Origin of the sequence: Hymenobacter sp. YIM 151500-1 (assembly GCF_025979885.1) — a bacterium.
GTDB lineage: Bacteria > Bacteroidota > Bacteroidia > Cytophagales > Hymenobacteraceae > Hymenobacter.
Genome location: NZ_CP110139.1, coordinates 1,038,753 through 1,057,714 on the forward strand (window position 1 = coordinate 1,038,753; position 18,962 = coordinate 1,057,714).

Below are 18,962 nucleotides of genomic sequence, written 5' to 3' on the forward strand. Positions count from 1 at the left end.
AGGGGCTGGCGGTGGTTGATAAGCTCTCGAACGATTGGTAGAACTAGCGCTGGTTTCTAGTAAACGTTCTTGCGAATAGCAACCACCGCCAGCCCCTTCTTGCCAAGGCGGGGAGCTAGTTTCTAGCTTTGTAACCCCTGGTTCTCTTCCCACTCCCAACCTCTCCCAATCCCCCCTTGGAAAAAATTGCTATGCTCGGCGGCGGCTCCTGGGCCACCGCGCTTACCAAAATACTGGCCGAAAACGGAGCCCGCGTGGGCTGGTGGATGCGCAGCAAGGACGACGTGCAACACCTGCTGCGCACCCGCCACAACCCGCGCTACCTGTCGTCGGTGGCCCATGACCTGAGCCGCGTGTACCCCACCACCGACCTCGACGACGCCGTGGACGGGGCCGACTGGCTGGTGCTGGCCGTGCCGGCGGCCTTCGTGCAGGGCACCCTGGACAAGCTGGACCGCGACGCCCTCAAGCACAAGCGCATCGTGTCGGCTATCAAGGGCATGATTCCGGGCCGCAACGTGCTGGTGACGGACTACGTGGCCGAGCGGTTTCGGCTGCCGCACGCGCGGGTGGGCGTGGTGGCCGGCCCCTGCCACGCCGAGGAAGTGGCCCTGGAAAAGCAGAGCTACCTGACCATCGGCTCGCCCGACCCGGAGCTGGCCGAGGACTTCTGCCGCCTGTTGCGCAACCGCTACGTGAAGGCCAACCCGGCCCCCGACCTGGACGGCATTGAGTACTGCGCCGTTATGAAGAACATCATTGCCCTGACCTGCGGCATTGCCCACGGCCTGGGCTACGGCGACAATTTCCAGGCCGTGCTGGTGAGCAACGCCGTGCAGGAAATTCGCCGCTTTGTGCACGCCCTCAACCCCCAGCCCCGCGACCTGTCGGGCTCGGCCTACCTCGGCGACCTGCTGGTGACGGCCTACTCGCAGTTTTCGCGCAACCGCACCTTCGGCAACATGGTGGGCCGGGGCTACTCTGTGAAATCGGCGCAGATGGAAATGAACATGGTGGCCGAGGGCTACTACGCCGTTAAAAGCATCTACGAGCTGAACCGCCGGCTGCAAGTGCCCATGCCCATCACCTCGGCCGCCTACCACGTGCTCTACGAGAAGATTTCGCCGGCTATTGAAATCGAGTTGCTGCGGGAGAAGCTACGGTAGGAGAGAGAAGGCAATGTGGAACCTCATACGCAGCCAAGCTGACGCAGAATATTTGCTTCAGACGTACCGGTACTTTCATGATAGCTGCATCAAGGAACTAGTGGTGCAAACCCGCGAATTCGTGGATGAACAGCTTGCTATGCATTTTGACAATAAGACCAGTGTCAAAATGCTGTTTCAAAGCCAGTTTCGTGAAGCCTCAGTCATTGAAGTAGAGTTCCAGGACGTAGTTCAATTCAACTGGTGTCAAAGCCAAAGCGCAGATTCTGGAATGACCGTGTTGATGCAGGCAGTTTGCTTTTGGAAGGACAATACGCTGTATTGGGCTGAGGATATCGACTGGAGCTTGGAAGGACTTGACCGGAACGATTACCGTTGGATTGCCGCAAAAAATGTGCGTTGGCGCATTATAGAAGCAGCGTTAGGGCCAGATCCTAGACTCCTTAAGCCAGTCAACTAATATCAGCAGTATAGTGGAATTCTATAAGGTACGGTCTAAGCTCTAGGTTCTCATCTCTAAAGTCTCCATCCATGAAAGTTGTCGGCTTCACCTTTGTGCGCAACGCAGTGCTCTATGACTACCCGGTGCTGGAAAGTCTCCGGTCCTTGCTGCCGCTGTGCGACGAGGTGGTGGTGGCCGTGGGCCGCTCCGACGATGACACGCTGGGGCTGATTCGTAGCCTGGAGTCGCCGAAAATCCGCGTCGTGGAAACGGTGTGGGACGATACGCTGCGCGAGGGTGGGCGGGTGCTGGCCGTGGAGACAGACAAAGCCCTGGCCGCTGTGCCGGCTGATGCCGACTGGGCCATCTACCTGCAAGCCGATGAAGTGCTGCACGAGCAGGACTACCCGGCCATTCGGGAAGGTATGACCCGCTGGCTGCCGCAGCTGGGAGTGGAAGGGCTGCTGCTGCGCTATCGGCACTTCTACGGCTCCTATGACTACCTCGGCGACTCGCCCCGCTGGTACCGCCGCGAAATCCGCATCATCCGGCCCGGCATCGGCGTGTACTCTTACCGCGACGCCCAGGGCTTCCGGAAGGCGCCTAACCAGAAGCTGCGCGTCAAGCTCATCGACGCCACCGTGCACCACTACGGCTGGGTAAAGACGCCCGCCGCCATGCAGCGCAAGCAGGAAACTTTCAACCGCCTCTGGCACTCTGACGAGTGGGTGGCCCAGCACGTGGTGCCCGCCGCGGAGTTCGACTACAGCCAGATTGACTCGTTGCAGCGCTTCACGGGCACCCACCCGGCCGTGATGCAGGAGCGGGTGCGGCGCCAGGGCTGGCAGTTCGAGCACGACATGTCGCGCAACCGGTACCGCCTCAAGGACCGGCTTAAGCAGGCGGTGGAGCAGCTGACCGGCTACCGCCCCGGCGAGTACCGTAACTACAAGCTGGTCTGAAGACCAAGCGAGCGGCACAGCTACCGGCTGGTTGGTCTCGGCCGGCGTATACTTGCTCACTGATTTGTAGCTGACTTTCTATGCACTGGCTTCTGCTGGCCCTGCTCACGGCCCTGTGTCTGGCCCTGTACAACTTCTTTATCAAGCTGGCGGCCGACCACATTTCGGCGGCGGCTGGGGCCGTGATTCTGCAGCTGGTAGCCGCGGCCCTGGGGGCCGGGTGGCTGCTGTGGCTTCGCCTGAAGGGTCAGCCCGCGGAGTTCAGCAGCCGGGGCGTAGGCCTGGCCGTGCTGGCCGGGGTGGGCGTGGGGCTGGCCGAAATCCTGACATTTGTGGTATTCGGGCGGGGCGTGCCGTCGTCGGTGGGCACGCCGGTGATTGTGGGCGGCTCGGTGCTGCTCACGGCCGTGCTCGGCTTGCTGCTCTTGCGCGAAACGTTGGCCTGGCCGCAGGCGCTGGGCCTGGTGTGCATCGTAGTGGGCATTGCCCTGCTGGCCCGCGGGCACTAAGCTTTGGTGTGCAGGGTGGGGGAAGGATAGGAGCGGAAAGCAACTCGTTAGAGCCGCACTGCCGCCGGGCTAGAGCCAGTTGCATAATGCGGCAGCGGCAGCGCTGGTAGGCTACCAACGCCGCCGCTGCGGGTGTTCTGAGGTGGTGTGGAGCGCTACGTGGTGCTTAGCTGGTCCTTGTGCCGACGCAGGCGCCAGGCCAGAATGCCCAGCAGGATGCCAAACCCGAAAGCGTAGGCGCCCAGCACCCAGCCCAGCGCTACCACGCCCGCCTCGGGCCGGAAAAACAGGTAGAGTCCGGCCACCACGCTCAGTATTCCGCCCAAAATCAGGGTCCACTCGCCGGTGAGCTGGCGCCGGAGCCGGATGGCCGTCACAATTTCCAGGATACCGGTAACCAGCGCCCAGGTAGCCACAATGTAGAGCAGCACCAGCGCCGTTACGCCGGGCACCATCAGGGCGGCAATGCCCGCCACCAGGCTCACCACGCCTTCCAGCAGCAGCGTCCACCACCGGGGCTCCTCCCGGCTGCTCCGCGCCGCCGCCCACAACGACAGCACTCCATCAAACAGGCAATAGCCAGCCACCAGCGTAATCAGCAGCAGCAGCGACAAGCCCGGAAACAACAGCAGCAACAGGCCGGCAATAGCCGCCAGAAGACCCCGCAGGGCCAGCACCCACCAGTGGGCATGTAAAGCAGAAAGGAACATAGGTAGCAGGTAGTAGTTGGTTGTCGCTGCCAGTGTACTTTCGGAGCCAGCCGGAGGTTGCGGCCGAGCCGCCCGTTACTGAGGAGTTAGGTAATAGCCTCCCAGGCAACTTTTCTACAGCGAAAGCAGCAGCCGAAAAATTAATTTCAATTCTATACAGTACGCTCAAATCCCAGCTACAATTGAGGAACTACCGCTTTAGTGCCGCATTTCAATTCCACACAGTCCGATTAAAGCCACTTCTCCCACTGCTCCTGCTCTGCCCAACCCCACATTTCAATTCCACACAGTCCGATTAAAGCCTCGGCCGCATCCTGGGGCAGCTGCTCCAGGTTGTCATTTCAATTCCACACAGTCCGATTAAAGCCGTGCCGGCCCTACTTATCTTTGACGAAGCTCACCAATTTCAATTCCACACAGTCCGATTAAAGCCCCGTCCCTCAACCGCTGGGCTGAATGAAGCTCTTAATTTCAATTCCACACAGTCCGATTAAAGCGAAGATGTTGCTCTTCTGGAAGCCCTTCTTGTAGCCATATTTCAATTCCACACAGTCCGGTTAAAGCCGGCGACGCGCAGGTGTTCGGGGACGCGCAGGTGTTATTTCAATTCCACACAGTCCGATTAAAGCGGCGGGATGGGGCCGTTAGCCGCTTCGTAGGCGGCTAATTTCAATTCCACACAGTCCGATTAAAGCCTCTACCTTCGCCAACGTCAGCGAGGCGCGCCGGGCCCTGTACAATTTCAATTCCACACAGTCCGATTAAAGCGCGCCCGACGGCCGCGGCCCGCCTGCGGGAAGACAAATTTCAATTCCACACAGTCCGATTAAAGCTTTGACGCCCCGGCCTACGTGCTGCTCACGCAACCCAATTTCAATTCCACACAGTCCGATTAAAGCCACGAAAGTAACGCTCAGCTACGGCACCCAGAACAGATTTCAATTCCACACAGTCCGATTAAAGCTGGGGCGTTCTCAGGCAGAAGTAGCGCAAGCTATCAATTTCAATTCCACACAGTCCGATTAAAGCAAGGCACGCAGGAGCTGAGTATGCTCGTCTGCATGAAATTTCAATTCCACACAGTCCGATTAAAGCCCCGTTGGGTGGCGGAGGCAGCCGAGCCCCAGGACATTTCAATTCCACACAGTCCGATTAAAGCGACAGCGCGGCCAGGGCGCGGGCGTGGTCTTCCTCCATTTCAATTCCACACAGTCCGATTAAAGCCCGCGTGTGCGGTACCGGCTACACACAGGACGCGAAATTTCAATTCCACACAGTCCGATTAAAGCCCGACAAGCAGCAGAACGACGCCACGGGCGCGCTGGCCTATTTCAATTCCACACAGTCCGATTAAAGCGCCCGTCAACGGGGCCGTGCTCTACGAAGGCTGCGAATTTCAATTCCACACAGTCCGATTAAAGCCCGCCCACAACTACCCCGCCGCCACCTGCCAAGCCAGATTTCAATTCCACACAGTCCGATTAAAGCCTCCGCCTGCGTGGGAAACAGCTTATGGTGCAGAATATTTCAATTCCACACAGTCCGATTAAAGCAAGGCTACGACACAGTGCCGGCTTACCTGCTCCGCTATTTCAATTCCACACAGTCCGATTAAAGCCCAGCTTAGCCCCATCGGCCAGCGTATAGGTGCCATATTTCAATTCCACACAGTCCGATTAAAGCGCGGGCCGTAGCGTTCCAGGGAATCCCGGCCATACAATTTCAATTCCACACAGTCCGATTAAAGCTTTAACTGCTCAGCAGTGACAACTTCCCCGTTGGCGTATTTCAATTCCACACAGTCCGATTAAAGCGGTAACCCTGCACGGTCAGGCGGCTGCCCTGCTTGCATTTCAATTCCACACAGTCCGATTAAAGCATGCCCCGGAAGGCGTAGTTCTGCTGCGTATTCTTGATTTCAATTCCACACAGTCCGATTAAAGCGCCATCAGCGTCAGCGCCTTCCGGCTCATCACCTTCATTTCAATTCCACACAGTCCGATTAAAGCCCGGGATGCTGGCCTGCTCAGGCGTGCTGTGCAGCATATTTCAATTCCACACAGTCCGATTAAAGCGATTCGTCCGAAATAGAAAGACTTTTTGCCTTTTGATTTCAATTCCACACAGTCCGATTAAAGCGTGCCGGGCGGTGTGCGTGCTGGCTGCCTGCCACTTATTTCAATTCCACACAGTCCGATTAAAGCGGCCGGTGTACAAGGCCCTGCGCAAGCTCGGCATAACATTTCAATTCCACACAGTCCGATTAAAGCACGCCGATGGCAGCGAGTCGGTGGTGTACGTGAAAGAATTTCAATTCCACACAGTCCGATTAAAGCCAGCGAAGGCCAGCCGGGCGTGCTGACCCAGCTGGCAAATTTCAATTCCACACAGTCCGATTAAAGCGCCCCGGCGCCAAAGAACTCCAGGAGTTCACCACGTATTTCAATTCCACACAGTCCGATTAAAGCGGCACTATTTGCCGTGCGCTCCACCTGAGCCGTGTATTTCAATTCCACACAGTCCGATTAAAGCCCGCAGAGCGAGGTGCTGCTGCTGCTGGCCGCGCAGTTATTTCAATTCCACACAGTCCGATTAAAGCCGCAACGGCTTCTTTGCCACCGCGATGCTCACGCTGCTATTTCAATTCCACACAGTCCGATTAAAGCACCAATACGTCCACCCCGCCAGCGTGACGGAGCTTCAATTTCAATTCCACACAGTCCGATTAAAGCCTGCAGAAACACGGCAATCGGGCCACTGCTCGCCACAATTTCAATTCCACACAGTCCGATTAAAGCACTTCCACTCCAGGTCGCCCTGCCGGGCCCCGACCATATTTCAATTCCACACAGTCCGATTAAAGCTGGTCTACCAGTGTAGCAGATTGCGTCACGTTGTAAATTTCAATTCCACACAGTCCGATTAAAGCCCACCGCAAAGGCTTTATGACCCGCAGAAATTAACATTTCAATTCCACACAGTCCGATTAAAGCGCGTACCGGATGAGGAACGCCACGCCGTTGTTGTAGCATTTCAATTCCACACAGTCCGATTAAAGCTGCAACCACAAGGGAAGGCCAGCCACTTGGTGCCTGATTTCAATTCCACACAGTCCGATTAAAGCGCGTAACCTTCTTGTACTCGGCCGACCCCTCGCCCAATTTCAATTCCACACAGTCCGATTAAAGCACTGCCCTTATTTAAATAGGTGGCGGTGTACTTGCATTTCAATTCCACACAGTCCGATTAAAGCTGGCCTCGACAACCTGGAGCTTCGCGGCTCTAACTAATTTCAATTCCACACAGTCCGATTAAAGCGAAGGTACTGTTCAGCATTTGCGGGCTGCTCCTACTATTTCAATTCCACACAGTCCGATTAAAGCCGACACCCGCCGGGTGCTGAGTGCCCTTTCCAGAGGATTTCAATTCCACACAGTCCGATTAAAGCGTCACGCCGGTTACCGTGCCGTCGCTGGCGCGACTAAATTTCAATTCCACACAGTCCGATTAAAGCGCACACGGAATCCGCACTGGCCCGCGCTGAAACCTAATTTCAATTCCACACAGTCCGATTAAAGCTCAAGTACTCCATTTCAGTGCCATCCGTGTAGGTCAATTTCAATTCCACACAGTCCGATTAAAGCCAGGGCACCCTTGCCGGTCCCGATGTTGAGGATTCCATTTCAATTCCACACAGTCCGATTAAAGCTCAATCTGCTGGCAATGCACCGTCTTTCCGTGCTCTATTTCAATTCCACACAGTCCGATTAAAGCCGGGGCCGGGCCTTCGATTCGCAGCCGGCCAGCACCCATTTCAATTCCACACAGTCCGATTAAAGCGCCGGTGTACAAGGCCCTGCGCAAGCTCGGCATAACATTTCAATTCCACACAGTCCGATTAAAGCCTCGTACCCTCATGGAAAACCCAAAAGACTATCTCAAATTTCAATTCCACACAGTCCGATTAAAGCCCCCTTACTCGCTTTTCGATGAACGCCCCCAAATCCTATTTCAATTCCACACAGTCCGATTAAAGCGCTTGGACTCTACCTTCTTGATAAGTTCCAAGTCTTATTTCAATTCCACACAGTCCGATTAAAGCTCGTACCCTCATGGAAAACCCAAAAGACTATCTCAGATTTCAATTCCACACAGTCCGATTAAAGCCCCTGGCCCGCACCGTGTACCAGGCCATGAACAATCATTTCAATTCCACACAGTCCGATTAAAGCGAGCCGCCCCACTCGGAACGGCTCTGCAAAACAGCAATTTCAATTCCACACAGTCCGATTAAAGCTCCGCCTGGGCTTCGCGGGCCACCGAGTAGAATTTCAATTTCAATTCCACACAGTCCGATTAAAGCGGGCCCCCACGTGTGCAGCAAGCCCAGGACTTGTTCCAATTTCAATTCCACACAGTCCGATTAAAGCCTCGGAACGGCTCTGCAAAACAGCACGGCTTTTTTGAATTTCAATTCCACACAGTCCGATTAAAGCCATTGGCCGCCGCGGTGCGTTTGCCAAAGCTTTCGCCAATTTCAATTCCACACAGTCCGATTAAAGCTTCCGTGTACAGGCCCGTCCGCAGCTTGTGGGCTAATTTCAATTCCACACAGTCCGATTAAAGCGGAGGTAACGCCCAGGGCGGATAGTCCTGCTGTAAATTTCAATTCCACACAGTCCGATTAAAGCTGCAGCAGCCCGGAGCCCAGCAAAGCTCCCTGACTTATTTCAATTCCACACAGTCCGATTAAAGCCGATTTACCTCGTTGGGGCTAGCGTTGACACAAACTATTTCAATTCCACACAGTCCGATTAAAGCATAGATAAGCGGGTCGCCTAAAGGCTGACCCGCTTTATTTCAATTCCACACAGTCCGATTAAAGCCTCCACGCCCGCCCCGCCCGATACGCGCTACCTGCATTTCAATTCCACACAGTCCGATTAAAGCCGCAGTTTGCGGGCGGCTTTGCGGCGGCGTTTTTCCTATTTCAATTCCACACAGTCCGATTAAAGCCCGTGACGAAAAGCCACATTTGAGCGTGTAAAGCTACTATTTAGGTGATGAAAAGAAAGTGTAAAGTCGTCGGTCGGAAATGATATGATTTTGCTGGGGTATCGACGACTGCTGATGCTCAGTTACTTGAGCGGTAGGCGGTGACTGATGAAGGCAACATTAGGCTGCCAGGGAGAGAGCGACGACCTCGGGTCTGGTTTATAGAAACGTATCCAACTGGTTCCGCTCCTTGCCCAGGACCTGTTTCTGTAGCCATTCCTGGCTGCGGCTTTTAAAAACAAGTACGCTGTCCTCGTCTGTGTCCAGGAAGTCGGCGGCTTTGGCCAGCAGTTCCTTCAACTTGACCTCCGTGATTTCGCCTTCAAACACCGAGTTCTGAATCCAGTTCAGATAGCGGCGGCAGAGCTTGAGCATTTTGCCCACGCGCTTTTCCTTGATGTCATATACCAATAATACGTACATCTTACCACCAGGCTTTAAAGGGTTTATACTCTTCCAGCTGCATCAGGTGCTTGGTGAGCTTGTAGCATTCCAGCTTGATTAGGTGCTGATAGCTGACGCTGCGCTTGAGGCTGCGGTGCTGAATCGTTTCCTTCAGTCGTTCCTCAAACACGCGCACTACCGTTTTGCGGGCGGGCTCTTTGAGCACGCACCGGCCCAGGTCCTGCACGAAGTCCTTGGGCTGAATTTCTTTTTTATTGAGCACCCGAAAGATGAGCCGGTCCACCAGCAGGGGCTTGAAGACCTCGGCCAAATCCAGAGCCAGGGAGAAGCGGCGAGTGCCCGGCTCGTGCAGGAAGCTGATGGTAGGGTTGAGCTGGGTGTGGTAAATCTGCGACAAGCAGGCTGCGTAGCAAAGCATGTTGCCGAACGACATCAGTGCGTTCAGCTCGTTCTGCGGCGGCTGGGTGGTGCGCGTGCCGAAACTGTAGTCACCCGGCACCAGCCTATCGAAGCCGGCGTAGTAGGTTTGGCGGATGTTGCCTTCCAGCCCCATCAGCTCGGGCACGGCCGCGGCGTGGGGAAGGGCGGCCACGTAGCCCTCAATCTGGTCGATGTACACGGCCACGTCGCGGCCCCGGCCCTGGTAGTAGCGCAGGTTTTTGAGCAAGTTGAAGGCCGAACCCTCCACAAACTTACGGGCCAGCGCCATCCGCTTGGGCTTGGAGATATAGTGCTGGGTCTGCTGCACCTGTAGCTTGCCGGCCAGCAGATACTCCTTGGCCATAAACGAGCCGGTGTAGTGCTCGTAGTAATCGAAGAAGTGCACTGAGATACCCTGCTTACCCAGAAAGTTGTACAAGCTGGAGTTGGCATCCAGCGAGCCGAACACATATAGGTCGGCCACGTCCTCTACGGGCAGGTACTTTACCTGGCCCGGCAGACCGTCCTCGTCGTAGGCCGTGTATTGTAGGGTGTTGTCTTTGCGGGCCAGCCGGCCGGGGTTAAACAGGTAGTAGGTTTTTCGCATAGACCACGGATGTATTGAATTTGACGGGTGTAGCAGCTGTTGTAGGCAACTCACCTGCGGCTGTACATTGGGGCAGGCGTTAATGGGCAAGTGGGCACCACCTCGTTATTTCTCACCTCACCACTCACTCGCCCACGTAGCAGAAGTCGTAGTAGCTGCACTGGCGGCAGAAGGGCTTATTGATAGTGGGCGGACAGGGAGCTTCTTCGGCTTGTAGCTGCCGGATGCCGGTTAGCCACTGCTGAATGGCCGTGCGGTCGTCGGCGGTGAGCGAGACGTGCAGGGTCTGGCGTTGCTTGGGGTACTCCAGAATGGCCGTGGGGCCTTCCACACCGGCTTCTTCCAGTAGCCAGAGGTAGTATTTGAGCTGGGCCACGTGCGACTCTTCCAGCTTCTGCGACGACTTGATTTCGTGCACCACGCGACGGTGTGGGTCGTAGAAATCAATCTTGCTGCCGCCGAGGCTGATTTCCCGGTACCGCTCGGCCCGCTGGGGGTAGGCCGTCTGGTGCAGCAGCTCGCCACCCTGCACGGCCTCGGAAGTATGCTCCATCCACAGGTCCCGGTCAAACAGCCACAGCTTGCGGTGGCAGACGTGGTAGTACTTGACGTGGGTAGCGGTGATGATGCGCATAATTATTAATCCAGAACAGCGTCAGAAGCATCATAAGCGCTCTGGCCCTCAAAATCGTCCCGAAACTCTTCGACCTGAAATTGCAGGCCCAAGTCCGAGCTATAAGGTCGGTTGATGATGTAAAACGGAACAGTGGTCAGACCAGGGTTTTCCTCAGCGGCACCTGATGAAGCAACAACGGCTGTCCGCTGCTCGATAAACCCTTTGCTTTTTTCGCCGGCAAACCGTCCGCCGCGGATGCTCACCGCCACTGCTTCGGCCTCAATGAAGTTGGCCTTTGCCATCAGCCGCAGGTAGTTTGCTTCCAGGCACTGTGGCACTACCGGTACGCCGTCGAACTGCTTGTAAAAGTCTTCCTCCCGGTTGGGGTCGGCAGAGAAGGGTTGCAGGCTTTTCAGATGATTGTCGAGCAAAGCGAGGTGGTGGTCGTAGGTGGCCTTTTCTTTGGGCTGCCAGCCGGGGTATACGTGCGCCAGGTAGCCGGACAGGGCGCTTTCTGCCAGCGTACCGCCCACAGCTTCGGCTTCGCGCAACTTTTCCAGGGTGCGCGCCACGGCCTCCCGGTTCGGGTAAATGAATTTGTCGGTGTCGTTGGCTTCCGCGAAAACAAAGCAGTCGGCCAGGCCCTTCTGGCGGCGGCGGTTCACGCGGCCGAAGCGTTGGATGAGGGCATCGAGCGGGGCCGGCTCGGTGAAGATGGCGTCAAAATCAATGTCCAGGCTGACTTCAATGGCTTGCGTGCCCACCAGCAGCTGAATGTTTTCCGAATCTTCCAGGGCCGTTTCCTTGTCCGTCCGGTCGCGGGTGGTGAAGCGGCCGTGCAGCAGCACGGCCGCCGGGTTGCTAGGGGCGCGGTCGGGTACGAGGCTGCGCAACGCCTGAAACGCTGCCTGCGCTTCGGCCACGGTGTTGGCCACCACCAGCACCCGCGTGGGCTTGCCGGCTGAGTTCGGGCTTTGCAGCCGCTGTTTGATAAGGTCAAGGTTTTCGGTTAGGCAGCCGGGCAGCACTTGCACGCGGTGACGGTTAAAGGCCGGGTACAAGCTGGGCGCGGCCTGCAACGCGGTATGCTCACCCAGGGCCTGGGCCAGCTCAGCGCGCAGGTGGTCGGGCAGGGTGGCCGTCATCACCAGCACCCGCGCTTGCAGCCGCGTGGTCAGCAACCGAATCAGAAAAATGATTTCGGCGAACAGCTTGGGCTCGTAGGCGTGAATTTCATCGAACACGAAACAAGCGCCGACCCACTCGAACCAGCCTTTTTCAAAACCTTTGAGGCCGTACAGGTGCTTGATGGCCTGAAAGGGCGTCATCGTCTTGGCGGGGCGGGCCAATGTGCGGAACTGGTCGCGCAGCTGCCGGGCCCTACGCCCGCGCTTCACGGGGCCGTCTTCCAGTGCGGTGGCGGTTCGGTACAGGTAATCGGTCATTTTGCCGTGCAGCACGGCCGTCACGTCGCCGTTCAACTCTTGTTCCAAGCGCCGGTGCATGGCGTTGATGGAGGCGCGGTTGGGCAGCACGTAGAACAGGCGCGTAACACTTAGTTCGCCGGGCTGCACCTGGCGTCGCAACCACAGCAGGGCGGTTTCGGTTTTGCCCGCGCCGGTAGGGGCCGTCAACAGGGCGTGGCCGTGGGTGCGGGCAGCGTCCTGCTGGTGTTGATGCAGCGTCCAACCTTTCAGCTTGTCGTCAAACGGCTTGAACCGGGCCGTGTTCAGGGCAGTGATTTGATGCACCCGCGCCGAGCCAAGGTGGTCGCAGTGTTGGAAGGCACCGGCGAGCAGCGTCAGCGCCAGGCCGTCGGGCTGGGCCACGTGGTAGCCTTCGGCGGGAAGCTGCACGATGGTTTTGGGGTCGATCGGAGCCACGGTTTTCGGCACGGCCACGTTCCAAATACCTAGCACCCCACGAATATCAGCCAGGGGCACGTGCTCAAAATCGGCAGCGAAGGTGCGCTGCGCGCGAAGGTGCTGCAACATCGGGTTCAGCTCCCGGTACCGCTCGGCCAGAAAGGCGTATAGCCGTTGAAAGTCGCGGTGGTGGCCGGCTACGGCCCACAGCACGCGCCGCCGGCTTTGCTCGTCGGGCACCAGCGCGGCCACCAGCGGCAGCGAGAACAGCTCGTGCCGCTGGTGCTCCCACTGGTTCGGCTTATCGGCCAGTAGCTTCTGAAACTCTGGGTGGGCCTTGCCTACGTCGTGCAGCAGTAGGGCCCACCACAGGTCGTCCCAAAACCACGGCCCGGCCACCGCGGCGGCTTTCGGAAACTGTGCGCGCAGCAGCTGCCGCACCAGCAGCACGTCCATGATGTGCTGCGGCAGCGACAGGGCCTCCTCCCCGTCGCGGGCCGATTTGGCCAGCAGCTTACCCGGCTGCGGCATAGGCGGCAAGCTGTAACTGGTGCAAAAAGATGTCGGGCGCTTCGGGGCGGCTGCCCACCTGCTGGCGGCGCTGTGCTGCAGCCTCGTCGCGGGCGTCGGCGTCGTACCAGGCGGGTACTGCGGCTTCCACCGCGGCTTCGCGGGGGCTGAGTACGGAGTACGCCTGGGTGCCCAAGTTCTGGCGCGGCAGCGTGTTGGTGAAATACTGCGGCAGGGCCTGCACCTGGCCGGGCAGGTAGTAGGGATGCAGGGGCACCACCTGCCCGCGCAGCCGAGCCGGGCCCGCCACCGGGTGCAGCGTCACTTGCCGGATGTCGTCCACGGTGGCCAGGTCGCCGGAGCGGCCCAGCAGCAGCTGGTATGCCGGTTGCCGGAACGCCGCGGCCAGCGCCTCGTCAAACAAATACAGCGTAAGGTGGCCTTCAAACAAGAACTCCCGCCGCACGGGGTTGGACTTGACGTTGTTGGAGGCCACCACTACGTCTTCCTTTTGGGCGTTTTTGCGCTTGGCCCCGGCTACCATCCAGATGGTTTCCACGTCCACGGCCAGCCCGGCAAAGTCGAACACGTAACCCAGCTCCAACTGCTGGTGGGGCAGGTAGCGGCCGGCGGCGGCGTTGAGCAGGCCCAGCACCGTGCTCAACGGGGGCACGTGCAGCGTGGGCTGAAAGCCGCTGATGAGGTTGGGGTAGCGGAAGCTGCACGTCCAGCTACTCAGCCGGACGCGGTACGCCGGGCGCGGGGCGGGGGCTAGGGCATCCATTGCTCTAGCTCCTGGCAGTACCCTTCGATGGCCTCTACCACCGAGCCCAGCCGCACTTGCGGAAAGTCTTGGGCCCACGCGGCGAGATCAGCAAACTCTTCTTCCATAAAGCCGCGCCGCCGCCCAACGAACACGGTGCCCTGTAGCTGGTCGGCGTAGTCGCGCAGGGCTTCGCTAAGAGCCTCTTTGTCGAACACGGTTTCGGTGCCGAACAGCCCGCCGCTGCGCACGATGTGGCCGAAAGGGTGGTTGCCGCTTTGCAACGTGGCCAGCACAATGAACTTGGGCGTTACGTCGGTGTAATTGTTAGTTTGCATGGCCCCGCCCGTAATGGTTTTTAGAGCCCGCAGCGCGTCCTGCACCCGTTGCAAGCGCGTGGGGCGAGGCAGGCGCACGAGCTGCTGCGCCTCGCCTTTGGGGTTGCGCATGGTTTCGTCGGGCACCAGCTCGCCGCCGTTTTGCAGGGCTTTCTGCTGCAAGCTGGCCGTGAGGTTCTTGAAGCCAGTGCGGTTGTAGGTGGCAAATGTGCCCACCTGCTGCAAATCAATAGAAAACATACCCTTCAGTACAGTACCGTACTCCTCCTTCACGTAAGGCACGGGGTTGCCATCCATACGCGACATCACCGACCAGGAGTGCGCCGTTTGCACTGAGCCCACCGAAATCAGGGCCGAGTTTTTGAGCGGCGACACCCGCGTAACGGTGGCATCCACCTTAACTGGATTGCCTTTCTTATCCAACTTGGTTTGCCCAGTGGCGGGGTCCACGTCATCATCTTTAGTGGCGCGCATGTAGCCAAACACGTCGTCGTCGGCGTATTGCAGCGGGTTGGCTTCGGTAAAGGCTACGTCTCTGGTGCGTTCCACCGGCGACATATTCCAGTCGCAGTCCTTTTGCAGCGTTTGCCGCCACCAGTAGCGCCACGCCTGGCCCGACACGTACACGTGGGTGTTGCGGCCCTTCATAATCTTCTTGGTGGCCACGGCGTTGTCGTAGTTGCTCTGTGTATCCTTACCGGAGTTGTTGAGCGCGGCCACGTCAGTATCGAGCAGCACGAAGCCCTGCGTTTTGAGGTTTTTCATGGAGAAAGCAGCTTATTCTTGGTCGGTATCCTGTTCGTGTTCGTCGGAGCCGGCGCCCACTTCTTCTAGCCCTTCTTCCAGCTCCACGTGGCGGTTGCTCAGGTGCAGTTGCTCGTAGAGCGAAATCAGCAGTAGGTCCCGGATTTCTCGCCAGCTCGTGCCGTCCGGGAACAGATAGCGCACGTAGTCTTCTAGGCGGAGCAGCGGCTCGGTGGTTTGCTGGTTGGTTTCGTAGTTGCGGCGTTGCAGGCCCACTAGCAGCAGGCGCACTTCGCTGCCGGTGCGGGCTGTGCTCAGGCGCGTAAGAGTGCGCTTGATGGCAGAATCGTCGGTTTCAGTGGCCACGTAGCGAGCCACGTGCGCAATTAAGTCGAGGGTTTTGCGGTCCATAGCCAGCAGGTATTGACAGTAAAAGGCGGTTAATTCAAAAGGAAACGGCTGGTGGCGCGCCCAGGCCCGCATTAGTGGTAGTAGGCTCTGGCCCTGAATCAGCCGCAGGTACACGCTGTTGGGCCACGCCTGGTACACGGCCGGCTCCACCACCGCAGGTGCTTCGTTGGGCTTGCCGGGCACCAGCAATGCGGTGCTGTCTGGCCGGGCGCGGGCACTCCGGAACTTGCTGTGGCGGTAGTGCGCCCGCACAAACCACGTCCAGGGCTCTTTGAACACGCTCATCACCTGTCGGTAGAAGTCGAAAACCCAGGCCGACAGATGGTGCAAGGTCACGTCGGGCTTGGCGCCGAAGTTGGTGAAGTTGTACAGCGTGAGGGCCGGAGCCGGGCCAGCTGGAAGTTGAAGACTAGCCTTTTCTACTTCTAGCAAAATGTCGTCAACGAACCTGAAGAGCGTGTTGGCGGCATTGCTGCGGGTTGATTTTGCTAGCCCCGGCTTCAGCTCCGCGTTGGTGGGCCGCAGGTTCTCTTTGAGGTTTTTGGCCGCCAGCAGCGCCGTCACGTCCGGCTGGCTGCTGTGTACCAGAGCTGGATTGCCGCCTACCTCAATGCAGCCCAGCGGCGCGAAATACAGGTGTAGCAGGGTGCTCCGCCCCACGCGCAAGCCTTGCTCCAGGCCGTGGTTGAAGTTCAGGAAAGTACCGGAGCCGGCCAATATCTGATTCTCGCGCCCGGCTGGCAGCAGCACTTCGTTGCGGCCCGAAACCCGGCACCACCCTGTTCCGGCGGCTGCCGCATCTTCCAGCAGCGGCTCGTAGTATTCCAGCGTCCGCTCGGTTTCTTTGCCTTTGTTGGATGGGTTAGTGATGCCCGAGTTCAGGAAGAAGGCGTGCAGCTTGCCCTGCCAGCTTTGCACGTACACATCGGTAGCGAAGTGCAGCACCTGTTTGAGCGTCCACTCCGGGTTTTGCGCCAGTAGCTTGCGCAACACCGCCGCACCCACGTCGGCAAATGGGTCGCCGGATTGGGTGAGAATTGCGGGAACAGTTGTATTCTGTACTTCCATAAGGATGCAGTACTAACAAGTCAACAAAGCCGTGTAAAACCCTACTCCAGCGCTCCGCACCCCAGCCCGGTACTATTGCCTACGCCTACGCACCAGGCAAACCGAATCTGCTCGGCCGTGCCGGTGATGATAACCGGGCACTGGCTGGCACGGCACTGCACCTGCTTATAGCGGAAGAGCTTAGTCTTGGCACCGGCATGATTCCGGTCGAAGCGGACGGACGCACCGGCGTCGTCGAGGCCGGCCTGGCGGAGTTTGTGGCACAGGGTGGCGGTGAGCAGCTCGTCGGCGCGCGGGTCGAGGTAGGTGAGGTGGTCGGCGGGCTGGCCGGGCTCCGTTTCCCACTTAACAAAAACGGGGCTGAGCACGCGAAACCACTGCTCACCGTCCTGAAATGCTGGAGCATTAACCAGTCGGGCGTCGCGTACGGTTAGGCCCAGACCCAGATTGGGCTCCCGGATAACGCCCCCAACCAAGGCGTGAATCAGCTGGGGGTCGTGGGCGGAGATGCTCCAATGGGCGCCGTCGCGGAACCAGAGGCCGCCGCGGCTGCCCCGGCTGCCGCGCAGCCAAGAGAGGGAGTAGAGGGAGAGGCCGTCATGCAGCTCATCGTTGTGACCCAGCCAACGGTGGAAAGCGCCTTTCAGCGTAGCGAGATGGTCAAATGGAACAGCTTGACTGGCTGTTAGGTACAGCTGCAAACGCATAGGATAATTTGTTGTAATATTCCAGCAAGCAGTTTTTGCTCATCCGGATAAGATGCGGTAATATCTGTATTTTGTTGTTTGCTAAACAATACTTCAAAGCAATATTTTTTTATAAACCTCCATGAGTTTCTAATTTATTCTATAATCTCTAGAAATAGAACATTTTACTGTTGACTATTTGGTCTCTATTCACGGCAGTGAAGCTCTGGTTGAGCGGGCAGGAGTGGATGCTCCACAATCCAGCCGAGGTTCCTATTACTGCGGCCGCCACACCACAGTGAGGCCGGCCGTGCCGCCGGGCCACACCATGGGCGAGGCCTGCAGGCCCAGCAGCCGCGGCTTGCGGCCCCAGCGGTAGCGGTGGGAGAGGTAGCCCAGGTGCGCCGACAAGATGCCGATGCCGGCGCCGGCAAACACGTCGGACTGCCAGTGGCGGTTGTTGAGCATGCGCAGGGCGGCCACGCTGGTGGCGATGGTGTAGGCGCCCACGCCGTACCACTGGCTTTTGTGCCGAAACTCGGTGTGCACGATGCTGGCCGCCAGAAACGCCTGCGCCGTGTGGCCCGACGGAAACGCGTTGCGGGTGGTGCCGTCGGGGCGGAGCACCCCCGTGGTTTTCTTAAGCACGGTGGTCAGCACCCCGAAAATCAGCTCCGACTTGCCAATCACCAGCAGGGTGTTGATTCGGTCGTCGCGCGACTCCACGCCGGCCAGGGCCGCGGCGCCCAGCTCCAGGTAAGGGGCGATGATGAGAAAGTCGTCGACGCGGGTGCGGAAGTTGGGAAACTGCTTTTGGATGTCGCGGCGGGCGTCGTAGCTGCTATAAAAGCCCCGGTCGTAGATGGTGGACACGCCGTAGCCGATGAGGGCAGCCGGCACGATGGTGGCCTTGACCAGCTTGCCCCGGTACCAGGGCCGCGGTGGGGCGGGCTGGTCGGCGGGCTGTTCGTACTTGTGCAGAGTATCGGCGGCGGGGGCGGCGGGCACCTGCTGGGCCGCCACGGGCAGGCAGCAAACGGCGCTGAGGGCCAGCGGCCCTACCACCAGGCGGGCAGAAGAGAATTCCAGCATAAAGACAATATGTGGGTATGGCCAGCTTCACGCCTGTGAAAGCCAGGCGTAGTTGCGGGCGGCTACGCAAATAAGCACACCCCACGGAAAATGACGGCCGTTCAGGCCTGACTCCCGGCCAACAGCTCGCCGGTTTCCCCGCTACCTCTACCCCGGTAGCCCGCCCCGACAGGGCAAGTCAAGAAGCAAACGCCCACCACCAAACCAGCCAGAAGCGCATACGCGGAAGCCGAAAAGCAAGCTTTTCGACTTCCGCGCATGGTTGTGAAAAAGGGGACGGGGAGCGGAAGCTCACCGGGAAAGGAACCCCAGCGAGCAGGAGGGATATGCAAATGTCTTAGATGCCCGGTGCCTGGCCAAGTCCAATTCCCCGCAAATTGTGACAGGCTATAGCGTAGCATTTGCACCGAATTCCGGCAGCTAAAGCCTGCAAAACAAAGGTGCGTGCCCCGCATAGGCCCTGCAACTGGTGGGTTTGTGACATAGCGCAGAAGGCAGAGAGGCTTCGGCGGCGCCCCGCAGGGCGGGCCGGCGACTTCCTGAGCTGCTTTCCGCCCCCAGCCAGCCCGGCCCGTTCCTTCCCGCCAGGTACC

At 58.5% G+C, this 18,962-nt stretch carries 14 protein-coding genes and 1 CRISPR repeat array; of the genes, 4 read left to right on the plus strand and 10 right to left on the minus strand.

Annotation, left to right across the window (positions count from 1 at the left end; all coding sequences use genetic code 11):
- Nucleotides 1-176: 176 nt before the first annotated feature.
- The 4 genes from OIS53_RS04195 to OIS53_RS04210 all read left to right on the plus strand — a co-directional run bounded on the left by OIS53_RS04195 (nt 177) and on the right by OIS53_RS04210 (nt 3,079).
- Nucleotides 177-1,166, plus strand: coding sequence for an NAD(P)H-dependent glycerol-3-phosphate dehydrogenase (locus OIS53_RS04195; RefSeq protein ID WP_264681142.1), 990 nt, complete (start codon nt 177-179; stop codon nt 1,164-1,166).
- A 121-nt stretch (nt 1,167-1,287) separates the two neighbouring features.
- Nucleotides 1,288-1,626, plus strand: coding sequence for a hypothetical protein (locus tag OIS53_RS04200; RefSeq protein WP_264681143.1), 339 nt, complete (start codon nt 1,288-1,290; stop codon nt 1,624-1,626).
- Between the two features lie 71 nt (nt 1,627-1,697).
- Nucleotides 1,698-2,570: a glycosyltransferase family protein gene (locus OIS53_RS04205; protein ID WP_264681144.1), complete on the plus strand. Its 873-nt coding sequence runs from the start codon at nt 1,698-1,700 to the stop codon at nt 2,568-2,570.
- Between the two features lie 80 nt (nt 2,571-2,650).
- The gene (locus OIS53_RS04210; protein ID WP_264681145.1) at nt 2,651-3,079 is read left to right on the plus strand and encodes an EamA family transporter; all 429 of its coding nucleotides are present in this window, start codon (nt 2,651-2,653) and stop codon (nt 3,077-3,079) included.
- A 155-nt stretch (nt 3,080-3,234) separates the two neighbouring features.
- On the opposite strand, the gene OIS53_RS04215 is transcribed toward OIS53_RS04210, so the two are convergent.
- The 10 genes from OIS53_RS04215 to OIS53_RS04260 all read right to left on the minus strand — a co-directional run bounded on the left by OIS53_RS04215 (nt 3,235) and on the right by OIS53_RS04260 (nt 18,369).
- Nucleotides 3,235-3,789: an HdeD family acid-resistance protein gene (locus tag OIS53_RS04215; protein ID WP_264681146.1), complete on the minus strand. Its 555-nt coding sequence runs from the start codon at nt 3,787-3,789 to the stop codon at nt 3,235-3,237.
- Between the two features lie 208 nt (nt 3,790-3,997).
- Nucleotides 3,998-8,805: direct repeats of the CRISPR family, unit length 29 nt; unit sequence ATTTCAATTCCACACAGTCCGATTAAAGC.
- A gap of 198 nt (nt 8,806-9,003) precedes the next feature.
- A complete protein-coding gene (gene cas2, locus OIS53_RS04220) occupies nt 9,004-9,267 on the minus strand; it encodes a CRISPR-associated endonuclease Cas2 (protein WP_264681147.1) in 264 nt (87 codons plus the stop codon).
- 1 nt (nt 9,268) lies between these two features.
- Complete coding sequence (gene cas1b / locus OIS53_RS04225; RefSeq protein ID WP_264681148.1) at nt 9,269-10,276, minus strand: type I-B CRISPR-associated endonuclease Cas1b; 1,008 nt, start codon at nt 10,274-10,276, stop codon at nt 9,269-9,271.
- 124 nt (nt 10,277-10,400) lie between these two features.
- Nucleotides 10,401-10,910 carry a CRISPR-associated protein Cas4 gene (gene cas4 / locus OIS53_RS04230; RefSeq protein ID WP_264681149.1) on the minus strand — a complete coding sequence of 170 codons (510 nt, stop codon included), beginning with the start codon at nt 10,908-10,910 and terminating at the stop codon, nt 10,401-10,403.
- A 5-nt stretch (nt 10,911-10,915) separates the two neighbouring features.
- The gene (cas3, locus tag OIS53_RS04235; protein WP_264681150.1) at nt 10,916-13,288 is read right to left on the minus strand and encodes a CRISPR-associated helicase Cas3'; all 2,373 of its coding nucleotides are present in this window, start codon (nt 13,286-13,288) and stop codon (nt 10,916-10,918) included.
- Nucleotides 13,272-14,051 (minus strand): type I-B CRISPR-associated protein Cas5b, encoded by a 780-nt coding sequence (cas5b, locus tag OIS53_RS04240; RefSeq protein ID WP_264681151.1) that lies wholly within the window; start codon nt 14,049-14,051, stop codon nt 13,272-13,274. The genes cas3 and cas5b overlap by 17 nt, the downstream gene beginning before the upstream one ends.
- Nucleotides 14,039-15,133 carry a type I-B CRISPR-associated protein Cas7/Cst2/DevR gene (gene cas7i / locus OIS53_RS04245; protein ID WP_264681152.1) on the minus strand — a complete coding sequence of 365 codons (1,095 nt, stop codon included), beginning with the start codon at nt 15,131-15,133 and terminating at the stop codon, nt 14,039-14,041. The genes cas5b and cas7i overlap by 13 nt, the downstream gene beginning before the upstream one ends.
- A 12-nt stretch (nt 15,134-15,145) precedes the next feature.
- Nucleotides 15,146-16,591, minus strand: a complete 1,446-nt coding sequence (cas8a1, locus tag OIS53_RS04250) for a type I-B CRISPR-associated protein Cas8b1/Cst1 (RefSeq protein WP_264681153.1) — start codon at nt 16,589-16,591, stop codon at nt 15,146-15,148.
- Between the two features lie 41 nt (nt 16,592-16,632).
- Complete coding sequence (locus OIS53_RS04255; RefSeq protein ID WP_264681154.1) at nt 16,633-17,298, minus strand: CRISPR-associated endoribonuclease Cas6; 666 nt, start codon at nt 17,296-17,298, stop codon at nt 16,633-16,635.
- A gap of 255 nt (nt 17,299-17,553) precedes the next feature.
- Nucleotides 17,554-18,369, minus strand: coding sequence for a phosphatase PAP2 family protein (locus tag OIS53_RS04260; protein WP_264681155.1), 816 nt, complete (start codon nt 18,367-18,369; stop codon nt 17,554-17,556).
- Nucleotides 18,370-18,962 lie beyond the last annotated feature (593 nt).